General features: G+C 62.0%; 13 protein-coding genes. 8 read left to right on the forward strand and 5 right to left on the reverse strand.

Annotated features, from left to right (window positions below):
- Positions 1 to 378 precede the first annotated feature (378 nt).
- The 4 genes from JWS13_RS12410 to JWS13_RS12425 form a co-directional block, all read right to left on the reverse strand.
- The gene (locus JWS13_RS12410; RefSeq protein ID WP_206005790.1) at positions 379 to 1,155 is read right to left on the reverse strand and encodes an enoyl-CoA hydratase/isomerase family protein; all 777 of its coding nucleotides are present in this window, start codon (positions 1,153 to 1,155) and stop codon (positions 379 to 381) included.
- Between the two features lie 16 nt (positions 1,156 to 1,171).
- Entirely contained in the window at positions 1,172 to 2,032 is an 861-nt protein-coding gene (locus tag JWS13_RS12415; RefSeq protein ID WP_206005791.1) for an enoyl-CoA hydratase-related protein, read from the reverse strand.
- Positions 2,029 to 2,511 carry a nuclear transport factor 2 family protein gene (locus JWS13_RS12420; protein ID WP_087561692.1) on the reverse strand — a complete coding sequence of 161 codons (483 nt, stop codon included), beginning with the start codon at positions 2,509 to 2,511 and terminating at the stop codon, positions 2,029 to 2,031. The genes JWS13_RS12415 and JWS13_RS12420 overlap by 4 nt, the downstream gene beginning before the upstream one ends.
- Positions 2,512 to 2,675: 164 nt before the next feature.
- A complete protein-coding gene (locus tag JWS13_RS12425) occupies positions 2,676 to 3,185 on the reverse strand; it encodes a nuclear transport factor 2 family protein (RefSeq protein WP_087561693.1) in 510 nt (169 codons plus the stop codon).
- A gap of 376 nt (positions 3,186 to 3,561) precedes the next feature.
- Here JWS13_RS12425 and JWS13_RS12430 point away from each other — a divergent pair, with 376 nt between their 5' ends.
- The 3 genes from JWS13_RS12430 to JWS13_RS12440 are packed head-to-tail and all read left to right on the forward strand — an operon-like array spanning position 3,562 to position 8,113.
- On the forward strand, positions 3,562 to 4,386 hold the full coding sequence (locus JWS13_RS12430) for a mycofactocin-coupled SDR family oxidoreductase (protein WP_206005792.1): 825 nt from the start codon (positions 3,562 to 3,564) through the stop codon (positions 4,384 to 4,386).
- On the forward strand, positions 4,383 to 4,934 hold the full coding sequence (locus JWS13_RS12435) for a flavin reductase family protein (protein WP_206005793.1): 552 nt from the start codon (positions 4,383 to 4,385) through the stop codon (positions 4,932 to 4,934). Before JWS13_RS12430 ends, JWS13_RS12435 begins: the two co-directional genes overlap by 4 nt.
- Entirely contained in the window at positions 4,931 to 8,113 is a 3,183-nt protein-coding gene (locus tag JWS13_RS12440) for an acetyl-CoA carboxylase family protein (RefSeq protein ID WP_206005794.1), read from the forward strand. Before JWS13_RS12435 ends, JWS13_RS12440 begins: the two co-directional genes overlap by 4 nt.
- Before the next feature lie 76 nt (positions 8,114 to 8,189).
- Here JWS13_RS12440 and JWS13_RS12445 read toward each other — a convergent pair whose 3' ends face one another.
- On the reverse strand, positions 8,190 to 10,151 hold the full coding sequence (locus tag JWS13_RS12445) for a flavin-containing monooxygenase (protein ID WP_241032165.1): 1,962 nt from the start codon (positions 10,149 to 10,151) through the stop codon (positions 8,190 to 8,192).
- A 293-nt stretch (positions 10,152 to 10,444) separates the two neighbouring features.
- On the opposite strand from JWS13_RS12445, the gene JWS13_RS12450 reads away from it, so the two are divergent.
- The 5 genes from JWS13_RS12450 (at position 10,445) to JWS13_RS12470 (ending at position 15,930) form a co-directional block, all read left to right on the forward strand.
- Positions 10,445 to 11,770, forward strand: a complete 1,326-nt coding sequence (locus JWS13_RS12450) for an MFS transporter (protein WP_206005795.1) — start codon at positions 10,445 to 10,447, stop codon at positions 11,768 to 11,770.
- A gap of 46 nt (positions 11,771 to 11,816) precedes the next feature.
- A complete protein-coding gene (locus JWS13_RS12455; protein WP_206005796.1) occupies positions 11,817 to 12,344 on the forward strand; it encodes a nuclear transport factor 2 family protein in 528 nt (175 codons plus the stop codon).
- A gap of 56 nt (positions 12,345 to 12,400) precedes the next feature.
- A complete protein-coding gene (locus JWS13_RS12460) occupies positions 12,401 to 13,327 on the forward strand; it encodes an NADPH:quinone oxidoreductase family protein (protein ID WP_259375221.1) in 927 nt (308 codons plus the stop codon).
- Between the two features lie 63 nt (positions 13,328 to 13,390).
- Positions 13,391 to 14,167: an SDR family NAD(P)-dependent oxidoreductase gene (locus JWS13_RS12465; protein WP_206005798.1), complete on the forward strand. Its 777-nt coding sequence runs from the start codon at positions 13,391 to 13,393 to the stop codon at positions 14,165 to 14,167.
- Positions 14,168 to 14,736: 569 nt separating this feature from the next.
- Positions 14,737 to 15,930 carry a flavin reductase gene (locus JWS13_RS12470; protein ID WP_206005799.1) on the forward strand — a complete coding sequence of 398 codons (1,194 nt, stop codon included), beginning with the start codon at positions 14,737 to 14,739 and terminating at the stop codon, positions 15,928 to 15,930.
- The last annotated feature ends 97 nt before the right edge of the window (positions 15,931 to 16,027 follow it).

A 16,027-nucleotide genomic window follows, 5' to 3' on the forward strand; every position in this document is an offset into this window, starting at 1 on the left:
TGATTCTGTCAACATGAGATATCCGAAGTCGGAACTCGCCGGCGGCCCGCTCTCGACCAGGCCAGAGCGCGACGAACAGAGCTGCTTCAGGCCCTTTTCCATGACATTCCGGTCGGTGTGCTCGAGAAAAGAGCATTGCGTTTGCCGAGCAGATCATCGGTGGCGACGGAGAACACTGCGCCGCCTCGTCGAGCAACAGATGAGCTCATACGAGAGGAACTACCCCTTTGTCTACCTGTACATCCAGGAGGGCATGACTCGGGTGCAGTTGGACACAACGTCGTGGGGTAGGGCGATGGCGCGCAAAGTGGATGCCAAGCCCTGTGGGCTGGGTCAGGCAACGATTATTCCGACCCAGCTCACGTCACGTAGGTGCGGTCAGCGACCGGTCCATTGGGCTGCACGCTTCTCGGCGAACGCTGCCCTGCCTTCGAGCCTGTCGGCGCTGTTCGCGTAGGCCTCGATCGGCTCGTACCGGGTTGCCAGCGCGACGTCGAGCGGCCAACCCGCGCGCGACAGAACAGCGTCCTTCGCTGCCTGAACGGCGAGGGGCGACGCCGAGGCGATTCGCTCTGCCCACGATGTCGCGGTTTCGAGCAGTTTCTCGAACGGTACGACCTCGTTGACGAGTCCGTACCGCTCGGCTTGCTGTGCATCGATGCGCTCGCCGGTGAGAATCAAGGCCATTGCGATGTGATGCGGCAGCTGCCGAATCGCACGGTGCATGATGCCTGCCTCGCCGATGATGCCCACCTTGGTCTCGGGAATGCCGAACTGGGCGTTGTCCGCTGCGACGATGATGTCGGCACACATGGCGAGTTCGAAACCGCCGCCGATCGCATAGCCCTGAACGGCCGCGACGAGAGGCTTACGCAGCGTGAGCATGGGTCCACCGACGCCGGTGAGTCCACCACCGAGTGCCATCCTGCGGCCATCGCCTTCAGTCCCTCCGCTGACGTTGGCGCCGGCGCAGAATGCCTTCTCCCCCGTCGCACCGAGCACGGCGACCCAGATGTCGGGATTCGAGTTGATCTCGGTCCATGCCTCGAACAACGCCGAATCCATTTCGGGATCGATGGAGTTCAGCGCCTTGGGGCGATCGAGTGTCACTCGTGCGACGTGATTGTCCAGCTCGAACAAAATTCCGCTGCTCACGGTAAGTCCTTCCTCATTATTTCTCTGCCATAGGTCGATCGGTCAGTTCTACGGGTTCGCGGTAGGCGGCGATAGCGTCCTTCAGGCCCACCTCGGCCACGAACCTGCGGACCTCGGCCACCGACGGCGACAGATGGAGCAGGGCATCCATTTCCGCGCCGCCCTGGGCGGCGGTGCGCACGCCCATTGCTTCCATCGTCCTGTTGATGGACAGCTTCTTGATCCGCAGGATGTCCGACGGCGTGCGTGCGATTCGAGCGGCAAGCGCTTCGACTTCGCCGATCAGGTCTTGCTCGTCCACTGCGTGATTGGCCCAGCCCCACTCGACCGCGGTAGTGCCGTCGATCGAGTTACCGGGCACGAACGCCAGTTCTTTGGCCCGCTTGGGGCCGACCAGGGGGGCCCACAGAGGCGCGATGTACCCGCCACCGAGCGGGATCGCGGGTTCACCGATCTTCGCGTCGCGTGCCACGTAGGTGACATCAGTGAATACGCACAGCTGAGTTGCTCCCGCGATGCAGTAGCCGTGCACGGCGGCGATCACCGGTTTCGGATGATCCCAGATCGCGAGGAATCGGTTGACGTTGCGAGCCAGGCGCTCTCGGTCAGCCACGGGATCCGGATCCGCTACCACTTTGCCGACCTGGCCGATGTCGTAGCCGGCCGAGAAGCCCTTGCCGGCGCCGCGGATTCCGATGACCGGACCTCCGGAGGTGGCCAGCGCGGCCAACGCCGCACTGAACTCATCCAGCAGCTCGTTCGACAGAGAATTGGCCTTGTCCGGTCGGTTCAGGACGATCCAACTGATGGGACCCCGATGCTCGATCCGCAGGTTCTCGAACTGAGCGTCCGGTTTGGTCTCGGCGACCGCTGTCATGCCCGTCCGATCGGAATCTGCTTCTTGACGTGGAAGTCGACGACACCGGACGCACGCAGTTCGCGCCGGGAGAAGCGCCAGCCGTTCTCGTCGTCGTACACGAAGTCATCGTGGTACTGGCCGAAGAAGTAGCCGTCGGCCTTGCCTTCCTTGGTGTACTGATGCCACGCGTAGAGGACCGAACGGACCTTGGCCGAGGTCAGATCCTCGGAGAAGTCGACGACAACGTTCGAGACGTGGTGACTGGTGGCCGTGAAGAAGGTGCCGATTCCGTCGAGTGTCTCGCGGTAGGCGGCGCGTCCTTCGGCGCCGAAGTCGGGCCCGTAGGCGACGTAGCAATCCTCCGTGAAGAGCTCGGCGAGTTGGTCGGGAAGGTTCATGTCCAGGTTGTGGGCGTAGTCGAACAGAACCCGTTCGATCTTTCCCTTTTCGACGAGCTCGGTCAGCTCGCGCGTGGACACCTCGCGGGTGGCAGTCATGAGGATCTCCTTCGAGTTACGATTTTGCGACCGGTTCGATCCGGCGAACTGGATTTTCCAGTCTGATTTTGTCAACGTCTCCGTGGATTCACGGAAGACGTTGGAATTTTGTTGCGGGTGACTCCCGCAGTCGACTACGCCTCTGGTCCGGCGCGCCGTAAGGGTCAGGCGTTGACGGGATAGTCGGACGCTGCGGCGTCGGCGCCCGGCCAGCGGACCGGCAACTCCGCCGTCAAGGACGATGCGACGTCGTCCCAAGGGCCCACATGGACGGTGCGCATGTTGCGGGAAGCGAATCGCCAGCGGCCGTCGACTCGAACGTACTCGTCTTCGTAGCGCACGGCGCCGAACACGGTCGTGCCGCCCGTCGCGATCTCGAGGTGGGCGCCGACGATACCCGTGGCGTGATCGTCGTCGACGAAATCGACGAGTACATAGTTGGGCGTGTGGATCGTGGTACCGAATGCCGTGCGCGCTTGCCGGATCATGTCGGAGATCCCGTTTCCGCCGGTTGCACCGGGGAAACCTCCAGCGGAGAAGGTGCCCTCGGGCGCGAAGGCGTCGGCGATGGCGTCGAAGTCGTCGAAGTCTGACGCCAAGAAGTATCGAACCGCCAGGTCGTGAAGCTCGGCTCGGTCTTCGAGCCGTCGCACCCTGGCCTCGATGTCGGTCATGTCTACTCCCTCGGGGCGAGCTCGTTGTGCGCATCCGTTGTCGTCGGTACGCGCCGCGATCAACGTCAGCGTAGATCGTACGTCCGATCATTGTGCGCCGTGCCACAGATGTCAACCTCTAACGTCGTGCACACAGTCCCGAAATCTACGCGTCTGTGGATTCAATCAACGACAAAGTTGACAGAATGGGCCCGTGAAGGCACGCTTTCGAGAGAGCGATGCACGTCACAGTTCGGTGTGGTAGCGACACGACGAGCTGTGGCGCAGGTTGACGGCTGTCCGCCGTGGGCGGAGTCGTGAGAAGCACAGAATTTCGGGCTGGGCGCCATGTCTCTTCGATGCCCGGCCGGGGTCCACTTCGAGAAAGAGATTTCCTATGAGCGGCACGCTAGAAGGCAAGGTTGCATTCATCACCGGTGCGGCCCGCGGGCAGGGGCGCAGCCACGCCATCCGCCTCGCGGAAGAGGGGGCCGACATCATCGCCGTCGATATCTGCCGCTCGATCGAGACTGTGCCGTATCCACTGGCGACGGAGGATGATCTCGCCGAGACAGTCGCGCTTGTGGAGAAACTTGATCGCCGAATCGTTGCCCGAACAGCTGACGTGCGAGACAAGAAGGCGTTGTCGGCCGCACTCGAGGCCGGCGCCACTGAACTCGGCGGGGTCGACATCGTCGTGGCCAACGCAGGCATCGCGCCGCAGCAAGCACACGAACGAGATCGCGATGCAGTCTTCGCCGATGTGATTGGCGTCAACCTGGTCGGCGTGTTCAATACCGTCGAGGTCGCACGGGAGCGCATGATCGCGCAGGGACGCGGTGGGTCGATCGTGATGACGAGTTCGACGGCCGGAATCAAGGCTGTGGGGGGAAGCTCCGGCGCGGGAATCGGCTACACCGCGAGCAAGCACGGGGTAGTCGGTCTGATGCGCCAGTACGCCGTGCTGCTGGCCGAGCACAACATTCGCGTCAACGCGGTACACCCGACCGGGGTCAGTACCCCGATGGTGGTGGGAAACACTGCTCTGGCGGAGGCGTTGGCCGATCCGACCAATATGGGTAACTCGATCAGCAACCTGCTACCGATCGACATCCTCGAACCCGAGGAGATCAGCAATGCTGTGGCCTGGCTCGTTTCCGATGAGTCCAGGTACGTAACGGGCGTGATGCTGCCCGTCGACGCAGGGTTGACGATCAAATGATCGGCACCCAGGACTCAGGAGTCGCCGAGGGATCGTTGGTAGTCGACGACGATCGGGTGATCGACCCACGCCTGTTCCGCAACATATTGGGGCATTTCCCCACAGGCGTAGTCGCGGTAACTGCAATAGGCGCCGACGGTCGGCCGGTCGGCATGGCGGTAGGATCATTCACCTCCGTCTCGCTGGAACCGCCCCTCGTGGCATTCCTTCCCGACAAGTCGTCGACGACCTTTCCCAAGATTCTTGCGGCGCAAAGGTTCTGCGCGAACGTACTCGGGGACGATCAACAGCAGGTGTGCCGAAGCTTGTCCCGAAAAGGCGACGACAAGTTCGCAGATGTCGATTGGACACCCACACCGTCGGGTACGCCTCGTATTCTGGGTTCCTTGGCGTGGATCGACTGCGAGATCGACGCCGTGCACCACGCCGGCGACCACTACATCGTTGTGGGACGGGTCCATCATCTCGAACTCGATACCCCCGAGTCTCCCCTGATCTTCTTCCAGGGCGGCTACGGCGGCTTCGCCGCCACGGACACCGCCACATGACGGGGTTGCTGATCGCCAATCGCGGCGAGGTTGCGCTCCGAATCATGCGCACTGCGGCCGCACGGGGTCTGCGCACCATTGCCGTGTACAGCGAGGACGAGCCTGATTCTCCGCACGTGACGCATGCGGACGAGTCGATTCCACTCGCGGGGTTCGGACCGTCGGCGTACCTGGACGTGGCCAACATCTGCGAAGCGGCGTCCTCGACCCGGACTACTATCGTGCACCCCGGGTACGGGTTCCTCAGCGAAAGTGCGGAGCTGGCCGAAGCATGCGCCGCGGCCGGGCTGACGTTCGTGGGCCCGGACGGTCCGACCCTGCGTCTGCTCGGGGACAAGTCCACCACCCGAGCGCTGGCCACCCGATGCTCTGTTCCGGTCCTGCCCGCCACACCTGGTCCGACGACCAAGACAGCGGCCCGCGACTTCGCCGAGTCGCTCGGAACGACCGCGGTCATAGTCAAGGCCGCCGCCGGTGGCGGCGGGCGCGGCATGCGCATAGTCGACGATCTCGAGGAACTCGATCAAGCCATCGACAGGTGCCGTTCCGAAGCCGAACGTAGCTTCGGCAACCCCGATGTCTACGTCGAGGCATACCTCCCCCGTGCCCGCCATATCGAAGTTCAGGTGGCCGGAGACGGTGGCAAACTCCCCATGCACCTGTTCGACCGCGACTGCACTGGACAGCGTCGCCATCAGAAGATGGTCGAGATAGCGCCGGCGCAGTCCTTGCCCGACACAACGCGTGAGGCATTGTTCACCGCCGCGTTGTCACTCGCCTCCGCAGTATCACTGCGAGGCTTGGCGACGTTCGAATTCCTAGTGGACGCCGACAACCTCGACCAGTGGTATTTCATCGAGGCCAACCCCCGGTTGCAAGTCGAACACGGTATCACCGAGCAGATTACCGGCCTGGACCTGGTAAGTCTCCAGATCGACCTTGCGCAACACCGGGCTCTCCCGGACCTGAACCTCTCCCCCGATGCCCTCGGTACTCCCCGCGGGGTTGCCATCGAGGCCAGGATCACCGGAGGACCCAAACCGGACGGTTCGGACCTACTCAATGATGTGCGGTTTCCTACCGGACAGCACCTTCGAGTCGAGTCCCACATGCAGACCGGAATGCGAGTCGGCACCGGTTACGATCCCTTGCTCGCAAAGGTGATAGTTCACCGGGAGGATGGTGACTTCGCTACTGCCGCTGCAGAGTTGAATTCATCCCTCGATGAGGTTCGTCTCGATGACCTCGACACCGACATCGCCACACTCCAATGGTTCCTCGGCAGCGACGCGTTTCGCTGCGGTCGAACCACGACTCGGACGATCGACGATCACCTGGTGAAGGCGGCACCGGCGAGCGAGGCGGTGTCGGATGAGGCATCGATCGACGTTCGGACTCCACTGACCGGGACCGTCGTCGCGCTGTCTGTGAAAGCAGGTTCCACCGTCGAGCGCGGCGACGTCCTGGTCACCGTCGAAGCGATGAAGATGGAAACCGACGTACGCTCGCCGGTTACCGGTTCCGTCATCGCAGTCGACGTGGAGATCGGGCAGTCGATCTCAGCCCGCACACTGCTTGCCGTCATCGAACCGGACAGGCATCAGCCCGAGGAAGCGGCTGTGATCGACCGGATCGACCTCACCGCGACGCGATCCGACCTCGACGACATCTCGGCTCGACACCGACGAACCCTCGACGAAGCCCGCGCGGGCGCCGTCGAACGTCGCCATGAGCGAGGTAAGCGCACCGCGAGGGAAAACCTGCAGGACCTGTTCGATTCCGAACCGTTCCACGAGTACGGATCACTCGTGGTCGCAGCACAGCGCCGGCGTAGATCACTTGCGGAACTCGAAGGCTCCACGCCTGCAGACGGTCTCGTCTCCGGATTCGGAACTGTCGACGGTCATCCGACTGCCGCATTGGCCTACGACTACACCGTGCTGGCGGGGACGCAAGGCCTCCAGAGCCACAAGAAGGCCGAGCGGATGTTCGACCTCGCCGGCAGGCGAGGAACCCCCGTCGTCGTGTTCGCCGAGGGTGGCGGCGGCAGGCCGGGCGACACGGACGACATGTCTCGCGCAACACGGATGGATCTGGGAACGTTCGTTGCACTCGGCCGCCTCAATGGCGTGGTGCCGACGGTCGGGATCGCGTCAGGACGATGCTTTGCAGGCAACGCTGCCCTGGTCGGAGCGTGCGACGTCGTCATCGCCACGCAAGACTCGACAATCGGCCTCGGCGGTCCGGCGATGATCGAGGGGGGTGGTCTCGGATCCTTCGCAGCAGACGAGATCGGGCCCGTATCGGTTCAGGGCCCAAATGGTGTCATCGACGTGCTCGTCGATGACGAGGCCGAAGCAGTAGCCGTCGCACGACGCTACTTGGGCTATTTCCGTGGGTCCACGACGACGTGGAGCGCGCCCGATCAGCGGTGGCTGCGGCACATCGTGCCCGAGCGACGCAGCCGCCCCTTCGATATGCGCACCGTCATCGACACGATCGCAGACGACGACTCGGTTCTGGAGCTTCGCCGCGAATTCGCATCGGGAATCATCACCGCGCTGGTACGGATCGAAGGCCGGCCCACTGGTGTGGTCGCCAACGACGGAAGCCGTGCCGGTGGGACCATCGGAAGCGCCGAAGCCGACAAGATGGCGCGCTTCCTGCAGCTTTGCGAAGCCTACGCGATACCGATCGTGTCGCTCTGCGACACGGCGGGCTTCCTGGTCGGACCCGACGCGGAACACACGGCATCGGTTCGGCACGTCAGCCGCCTGTTCGTCATCGCACCATCCCTCACGGTGCCGTTCTGCACCGTGATCGTGCGTAAGGCGTACGGACTCGGAGGCCAGGCGATGGCCGGCGGCAGTTTTCGTGTTCCCGACGCAATCGTGGCATGGCCGACCGGCGAACTCGGTGCGATGGGCCCGGAAGGTGCCGTGAAGCTCGGTTTCCGCCGTGAGCTCGAGGCCATCGAGGACGACGACGAACGGGACCAAACTTATCGAGCTCACCTCGAGCAGTACGAACAGCAGGGTAAGGCGATCAATGCTGCGTCGGTGTTCGAGATCGATGACGTCATCGATCCGATAACGACGAGATCTTGGATCGTCTCGGTGATCAGCACGCCGAGGCCGGACCGCCCGTCCAGCGTGCGGCGGCGAATCGATACCTGGTAGCCGCGCGTTAGGTCCTTCCACCGACGAATAATGCCCCGGCGCCGTGTGCGGCGCCGGGGCATTATTCGTCGGTGGATCAGCGTGCGGTGTAGTTCTCGAGGTCGGGGCGCTGGGTCATCTGCCAGTATTCGACATTCAAGAACGGCATGACGAACACCACCCTCCCGTGTGAGTTTCGGTAGTAGGTCGACATTCCGCGGTGGGTCCAGACCGTACGAGCATGCGTCGAGTCGACGAGCTCGTTGTACTCACGGTTCGCCTCCGGTGTCGCGTCGAGGGCTTTGATTCCGTTGCGGAACATCTCGGTGAGAAGGCCTCGGATGTACCGCATCTGGACCTCCATGAAGAACATGAAGCTACCGCTGCCGGGGAACGAGTTCGGCCCGCCCAGCATGAAGAAGTTTGGAAATTCGGGTACGGACACCCCCAGATATGCCTTGGGGTCGTCGTCGTTCCAGGCCTCGCGGAGCGAGAGTCCGCCGACTCCGCGCACATCCATCGAACTGATGAACCGTGCGGCCTCGAACCCGGTAGCCCACACGATCACATCGACGTCGGTTTCCGTGCCCTGATCGTCGACCAATCCCTCTGCCCGTACACCCGCGACAGATCTGTCGATCAAGTCGACGTTGTCCTTGCGCAACGTCGAGTACCACCCGTTATCGAGCAGAATTCGCTTTCCGAACGGAGGGTAGTCCGGCATGACCTTGTCGAGCAGGTCTTCCCGGTCACCGACCTGCGCGGTGATGTACCGGGTGAAGTACTCCCGGTGCGCGTCGTTGCGGGCGTTCACCGAACGCTCGGGGTGATCCCATTCCGGATCGACTCGCAACGATTCGATGACCTTGTCACCGAACTGCCAGAACAGTCGAATCCAGTACCAGCTGTGGTAGATCGGGCACGTCTGCATGAGCCGCCGCAGCTCCATGGGGATAGGCATCCGGAACTTCTCGAACGGAGCCACCCACTGGGGCGAACGCTGGAAGATCGTCAACTGCTCTACCTGATCGGCAATAGCCGGGGCAATCTGCATCGAGCTCGCACCCGTACCGACGATCGCAACGCGCTTGCCGTCGAGTTCGAGGTTCTCCGGCCAGTCAGCCGAATGGAAGCTGATTCCCTCGAACTGGTCCATGCCAGGAAGGGTGGGCATCTTCGGTCGATTCAACACGCCCACGGCGCTGATCACCACGTCGGACCGCAAGGTCGAGTAAGAACCGTCCGGGTTTCGCACCTCGACGGTCCACTGAGCTGCAGATTCGTCATAGGTCGCCGAACGCACCTCGGTTCCGTACCGAACACGTTCTCCCGCGCCGAGGTCCTTCAGGACCCGGGCAAAGTAGCCCTGCAGCTCGTTGCGGAGCTCGAAATGCGTAGTCCAGTCATTCTTGGCGAACGAGAAAGAGTACAGATGGCTGGGCGTATCGACACCGGCACCTGGATAAGTGTTCTGCCACCAGTTCCCGCCGGCCTCGGGCTGCTTCTCCAGGATGACGTAGTTCAGCCCCATCTCTTCGAGCTGCTGAGCGGCGGCGATGCCCGCGACGCCCGTGCCGATGACGATGACCGAGAAGCCCTCGGGGGCCTCGATCGGATCGAGGGCAAGATGCGCCGACTCCGGAGCCGCCCGACGAGCCAGCTCGAGCGAGAGCATCGGTCCGTACTCCGCACCGACGGGTTCACCCATGCACACGCTCATCATGCGTACGGTGAGCTCGGGGGACGGTGCCTCGATGGCCGGTCGGGCGCCGTTCTGCAGGTCGAGTATGGCGGAGACAGCAGCTTCGCGAATCTCGTTTTGCACCGCCTCGTCGAGACCACCGGAGTCGTGATCGCCGAGCCCCTTTCCTCGCGTGGGTCGATACGGTGCCTCGAGCCACTTCTCGTCCCCAGTGGTTTGAAATACGACCATCAGCAGCGAGGGAATGTTTGCGCGCCCAATCGCCGTTCGGACCTCGGCTTCGGTCAGCCTGTCGGGATTGAAGCCCACCTCGGTTGCACCATCCGGGCCCGTGAACTCACCTTGCACTGTCTTCATTCGAGTACCTCTCGTGTCGATGTGGCTACCGGAGGCAAGCGCTCCTCGCCCAGATCACCCTCACTCTTCAACGCGCGCGTTGACGAGTCGCTCCCCTATCGTGGCAGGGGGCACCTGAATTTGTCAACGTCGAAGTTGATTTTTGCCGCCTCATCCACGTACGCGTTGACATTCCGAACCGACGAAGGCAACATTCACGTTGACGTTGATGTGGCTCGAGTCACAGCAACCAGTCTTCCCTGCTGCATCCACCTCGCCCGATGGGTGGAGCACATCCTGAAACGGACGAAACCATGTCGAACACGACGAGTTCAACCCCAGGCACCGAGCTGGTGCTGGATGTCAACAAGTCAAGAAAAGCGCTGGTAGCAGGCTCTCTCGGGAATCTCGTCGAGTGGTACGAGTTTGCCATCTACGCTTATATGGCTCCGATCATCGCACCGTTGTTCTTTCCCTCCGAGAATCCGACGGCCTCCATTCTCTCGACATTCCTGCTCTTCGCTCTGGCGTTCTTCCTTCGCCCCATCGGAGCGCTCATCTTCGGGCGGATGACCGACCGCATCGGACGCAAGCCAGTTTTGGCGCTCATCATTGCCCTGATGTCCGTTGCGACGACCTGCATCGGCCTCCTGCCAACGCACGAAGCAATCGGGGTACTCGCACCGTTGCTTCTGACGCTGTGCCGAATCGCTCAAGGTATCTCGGCGGGTGGCGAAATGGGTGGTGCAGTATCACTGATGGTCGAATCCGCACCCGCGAACAAGCGCGGCGTGTACGGATCCTGGTCTTTCGTGGGAACGACACTCGGCTTCGTCCTCGGTGGCGGAGTTGCCACACTGCTCGCAGTCCTCCTCTCGGAGGACGCAATGGCTTCCTGGGGGTGGCGAATCGGATTTCTGCTGGCCGCCCCCATGGGCATCGTTGTGTTGTACCTGAGATTGAAGGTCGACGAGACACCACACTTCAAGCAGGTCAAAGTCGAGGCCGAGACCGGAGAACTCCCCTCACCCGCAAATGCAGGACGCCGTCCGCTGACATACCTGCTGACCACCCTGGGCGTCGTGGTGGTCTACAACGCAGTCGGAAACACGTTCATGGTCGGCATGCCCACCTTTCTGTCCACCAGCTACAACATGTCGTTCGAGCGCTCGTACTTCCTGGCGCTGGTGACTGGACTGATTGCGGGGCTGACGATGCCTCTGTTCGGCGCCGTGTCCGACCGAATCGGTCGACGACCGGTCCTGCTGTTCGGCTCCATCGCCGTGGTTGTGCTGTCCTACCCGCTGTACTACATGCTGAAGCTGGGATTCGGTGGAGGCCTGGTGGCGCTCATCATCGCGGGAATTCTGATCGGCGTCGTCGGAGGACCCATGCCGGCCTTCTTGTCCGAGCGCTTCCGCACTCGCAATCGTGCAACCGGGGTCTCGGTGACCTACGCACTGTCCGTGGCGATCTTCGGCGGTACTGCACCGTACATCATCACATGGTTGGCCTCTGCGACTGGCGACCCCCTCTCGGCCGCCTACTACACCCTCGGTTGCGCAGCCATCAGTGCCGTTGCCTTGCTGACCATTCGAGGAACGCAGCGAAATCAGCACCGTGAAGAACTCGAGCTGTGACGCGTCCGTCGATCGAACTCGCCCAACGATTGCAGACAGGCTGGACATGAACGAGGACCTGAACAACCTGCTGGACAAGCAGGCCATCACAGAGGTCATCCATCGGTACTGCCGCGGAGTCGATCGGTGTGACGTCGAGATCCTCAAATCGGTGTACCACTCGGACTCCTACGACGATCACGGCTATTGGAAAGGAAACGGGCAGGAGTTCGCCACCTTCGTGGCCGGTCGACTTGCGGAGGCGAACTCGGCGACCACCCACTCGGTCACCAACACACTCATCGACCTACTCGACGACGAGACTGCACACGCAGAGAGCCAGGTCATGGTGACACTGATCCGAAAAGGGGACGGGCCACAGACCGTAGACCTGATGGGCGCACGCTACCTGGACGTGTTCACCCGCAAACAAGACCTCTGGCGGATCGCTGAGAGAACAGTAGTGCTGGACTGGCACAAGTGCGAACAGTGGGGAGCGTCCAATCCACCCATGGCGCTCGACGGATTCAAACAGGGAGCCCGCACCAACGACCCCCTCTACAGCCTCCTCCGCTCGACAGAATCGAGCCGATAGTGCGAGCGGTACTGTGCACATCACACGGCTCTCCGGAAAGCCTCAAGATCGAAGACGTGCCCCGGCCCCGTCTCGGTGACACGGACATTCGCATAGACGTCCGCGCTGCAAGCGTGAACTTTCCCGACACCTTGATCGTCGAGGGCAAGTACCAGGTACAGCCGGAGCTACCCTTCACTCCGGGATTCGAAGTCGCCGGAGTTGTATCGGAGGTCGGCTCTGGCGTAACCGAATACGAGGTCGGACAGAAAGTGATGGCCCTGCTCGGCGCGGGCTACGGCGGATTCGCTGAAGAGGCCGTTACCGACCAACACACCGCCGAGTTGATCCCCGAAGGAATGGACTACACGACTGCAACGGCGTTCTACTCCTGCTATGGGACAAGTTTCCATGCTCTCGTTCAGCGAGGCCAGCTACGTGCAGGCGAAACTCTGCTCGTACTCGGTGCCGCGGGCGGGATCGGCCTGGCGTCAATCGAGATCGGAAAGGCACTTGGAGCTCATGTCATTGCGGCAGCCGGCGGCCCGGACAAGCTCGCGATGGCGAAAGCGCACGGCGCGGACGAACTGATCGACTACCGCAAGCAGGATCTACGAGAGGCAATCCGTGACGCGACACGCGGGAAAGGCGTCGATGTCTGCGTCGACGCCGTCGGCGGAGACGCCTTTCATGCAGCTTCTCGTGAGATGGCGCAAGGGGGGCGACTTCTGGTTGTGGGATTTGCAAGTGGATCGATCCCCAGTGTCGCGGTCAACCTTCTGCTCTTGAAGGGCTACTCCGTAGTCGGTGTCTACTGGAACACCTTCGTTCAGTCGAATACCGAAGAGAAGGCACGCAACTCGAGAGAACTCGCGCGCCTTTTCGCCGCAGGCAAACTGCAGCCACTGGTGTCGAACACGTTCCCCATGCACGCTGTCGCCGAAGCGTTGAAGGCCATCCACACCCGAGAGGTGATCGGCAAGCTCGTCCTCACCGTTCCCTGACCACACCGCACAAACAGATCAGCGATGTTCGCGCTCACACCACATAGTCGAAGGAAGCAACGAATGTTACTCGAAGGCAAACGAATTCTGGTCACCGGCGGCGCCCAAGGCATCGGTGCTGCAATAGTCAAGGCCTACGTATCAGAAGGCGCAAAGGTCTACTCGTTCGACCTGAACGAAGAGGACGGATTGACCGTTGCGAGTGAAGCCACAGAAACGGGCCCTGGATCCGCCACCTTCAATAGACTAGACATTACGGACGGAACCGCAACAGACTCACTCTTCCGAAACGCGGCACAAGATCTAGGAGGTGTCGACGTCCTCGTCAACATCGCAGGTCTCCAGCGATCCGCAATGGCCGAGGACATCACCGACGAGCTGTTCAACAGTATCTACCGCGTCAACGTGCTCGGCACAATCCACACGAATCAATCAGCATTCCGGATCATGAAAGATGCTGGTACCGGTGCCATCATCAACTTCGGATCCATGTCCGGTTTCACCGGTGAGCTCTCCAACTCGACGTACGGCTCGTCGAAAGGCGCCGTACACACGTGGACCCGGACCGTTGCACGGGAATGGGGGCCGTCGGGAATTCGAGTCAATGCCGTTCTTCCCTATGTCAATACGCCAATGTTCGACAAATACACCAGCTCGCTGGGAGCGGATGAGCTGGCGGCATACCAAGCACAGCTACGCAAAGATATCCCTCTCGGAGGAACATTCGGCGATGCCGAGAAAGACCTTGCGCCGGTCTTGGTTTTCCTGGCAAGCGATGCTTCGCACTTCATCACAGGCCAGCTCCTACCTGTGGACGGCGGCTTCGCTGCTGTCCGCTGACACATGGTGGGCTTACGTTGAAGCGAGCGATGTCGCGGTCGTAGTAGCCCCGGTCGAGTCGCGCTCGATCACGTCCGGGATCGAGCGCGACACCGGCCGCGGCGCATTGGACCCTCACAGGGTCGCGCCTGGTCGGGATCGCCGCTGCAAGGTCGGCGAACGGGTTACTCGGACTCCGACGAACTACCGACACGTTCCATCAACAATTGGCAGTTATGTAGATGTGTGGGCGGTCAAATCCCGACTCGCCACATCCTCCAATCCGGGCAGTCTCAGCACTTCACAAGGCATCCACCGACTGAGAACGTCGCTCCATTGTCAACGAACTTGTAGATTTAATTCAACGTTAGAGTTGACGAGTCTCGTGATCGGTGCGACCATCTCTTGAGAGCGACGCACGTCACATGCGTGACCGTGATGTAGACATACGCAGTTCCACCTCAGGCGGATCGTGGCGGTCGGGCGGCGCTCGGAATTCGGTGGAGGCAACGCATAAACGGCCCGAGCCGTACCAGCGTTCACCGAGGACGAACAGGCACCCGCGCCCTGACGCCGAGAAGGATGACCCGATGACACTCACCGAGACAAGCACAGTGATCGACCCGGGGCATTTTCGCACCGTTCTCGGCCACTTCCCGACCGGCGTCGTGGCGATTACCTCGACCGATTCGGCAGGACTGCCGGTCGGCATGGCCGTCGGCTCCTTCACGTCGGTCTCGCTCGATCCAGCGTTGGTCGCCTTCCTTCCAGACAAGAGCTCCAGTACCTTCCCAAAGATCCGCGAAAGCGGCCGTTTCTGCGTGAACGTGCTCGGCGCCGGCCAGCAGGACATCTGCCGAAGTCTGGCGCTCAAGGGTTCTGACAAGTTCGCGTCGATCGACTGGACACCGACACAGCACGGCAATCCGCGTATCCACGACTCCATCGCGTGGATCGACTGCGTAATCGATACCATCCACGAGGCCGGTGACCATTTCGTGGTCATAGGGCGTGTCGCATCACTCGAGGTCGATGATGCCACCTCACCGCTCATCTTCTTCCAGGGCGGCTACGGCTGCTTCTCGTCGACGTCTCTCACCGCCCCGGGAGAGGCTGACCTGCTACGCCCCCTCAGCATCGTCGATCAGGCACGCTCCGAGATGGAAGCCGTCGCCCGCGAGCTGGGTGTCGAATGCTGCGCCTCCGTCGCGATCAGGGACCAATTGGTCCTCGTAGGGAGCAGCATGGCAAGCACTCTCCCGACGTCCCCCCACATTCGTCTCGGTCAACGGATGCCCTTCGTACCGCCGCTCGCACTGCCACTGGTGGCGTGGGCTGAAGGACGCGAATTCGAGAAGTGGATCGGACGCGGCGGACAGGCCCTCGATCGAGACCTACTCATGCATGCAACCTCCCGCGTCCGTGACCGTGGCTGGTCGCTCGTACTTCGCAGCGATGCTCAGGTTCGATTCGAAGGGGCTGTTGCCCGGCTTCCGCTGACCGGCGCTACGGGCGATCTGGCAGGGGACGTCACCGCAGCCGCCCGCGCGCTCAGCCTCGAAGGATATGAACCGGCCGAGATCGACCGTACTGCCACATACGATGTCCGAATCATCAGTGCACCGGTATTCGGTGCAGACGCTCAGCCGGAGCTCCTGTTGAGTCTTTATCAGCTTCCCAGTCAATTATCCGGCGCGGAGGTCGAACGGTGTCGAGATCGTTTGCTTACCGCAGCCGACACTGTCACCGCGAAGCTTGGCGGAAGTAGGCCCCCTACAGCGTGATTCGATTCCTCCGAGAACGTGGCGGCGCCGCCGGACCGCCGTGGGCCAGCGTCCGCGGACGCTGGCCCACGATCCCACCCGCGAAACTCACCCAGAT

Origin of the sequence: Rhodococcus pseudokoreensis, assembly GCF_017068395.1 — a bacterium.
Lineage (GTDB): Bacteria > Actinomycetota > Actinomycetes > Mycobacteriales > Mycobacteriaceae > Rhodococcus_F > Rhodococcus_F pseudokoreensis.

What these genes read in the sequence shown, in the direction of transcription:
- JWS13_RS12415 (WP_206005791.1), bottom strand. Translation starts at nt 2,032, where the DNA reads ATGACAGCGGTCGCCGAGACCAAACCGGACGCTCAGTTCGAGAACCTG.
- JWS13_RS12420 (WP_087561692.1), bottom strand. Translation starts at nt 2,511, where the DNA reads ATGACTGCCACCCGCGAGGTGTCCACGCGCGAGCTGACCGAGCTCGTC.
- JWS13_RS12425 (WP_087561693.1), bottom strand. Translation starts at nt 3,185, where the DNA reads ATGACCGACATCGAGGCCAGGGTGCGACGGCTCGAAGACCGAGCCGAG.
- JWS13_RS12430 (WP_206005792.1), top strand. Translation starts at nt 3,562, where the DNA reads ATGAGCGGCACGCTAGAAGGCAAGGTTGCATTCATCACCGGTGCGGCC.
- JWS13_RS12435 (WP_206005793.1), top strand. Translation starts at nt 4,383, where the DNA reads ATGATCGGCACCCAGGACTCAGGAGTCGCCGAGGGATCGTTGGTAGTC.
- JWS13_RS12440 (WP_206005794.1), top strand. Translation starts at nt 4,931, where the DNA reads ATGACGGGGTTGCTGATCGCCAATCGCGGCGAGGTTGCGCTCCGAATC.
- JWS13_RS12445 (WP_241032165.1), bottom strand. Translation starts at nt 10,151, where the DNA reads ATGAAGACAGTGCAAGGTGAGTTCACGGGCCCGGATGGTGCAACCGAG.
- JWS13_RS12450 (WP_206005795.1), top strand. Translation starts at nt 10,445, where the DNA reads ATGTCGAACACGACGAGTTCAACCCCAGGCACCGAGCTGGTGCTGGAT.
- JWS13_RS12455 (WP_206005796.1), top strand. Translation starts at nt 11,817, where the DNA reads ATGAACGAGGACCTGAACAACCTGCTGGACAAGCAGGCCATCACAGAG.
- JWS13_RS12465 (WP_206005798.1), top strand. Translation starts at nt 13,391, where the DNA reads ATGTTACTCGAAGGCAAACGAATTCTGGTCACCGGCGGCGCCCAAGGC.
- JWS13_RS12470 (WP_206005799.1), top strand. Translation starts at nt 14,737, where the DNA reads ATGACACTCACCGAGACAAGCACAGTGATCGACCCGGGGCATTTTCGC.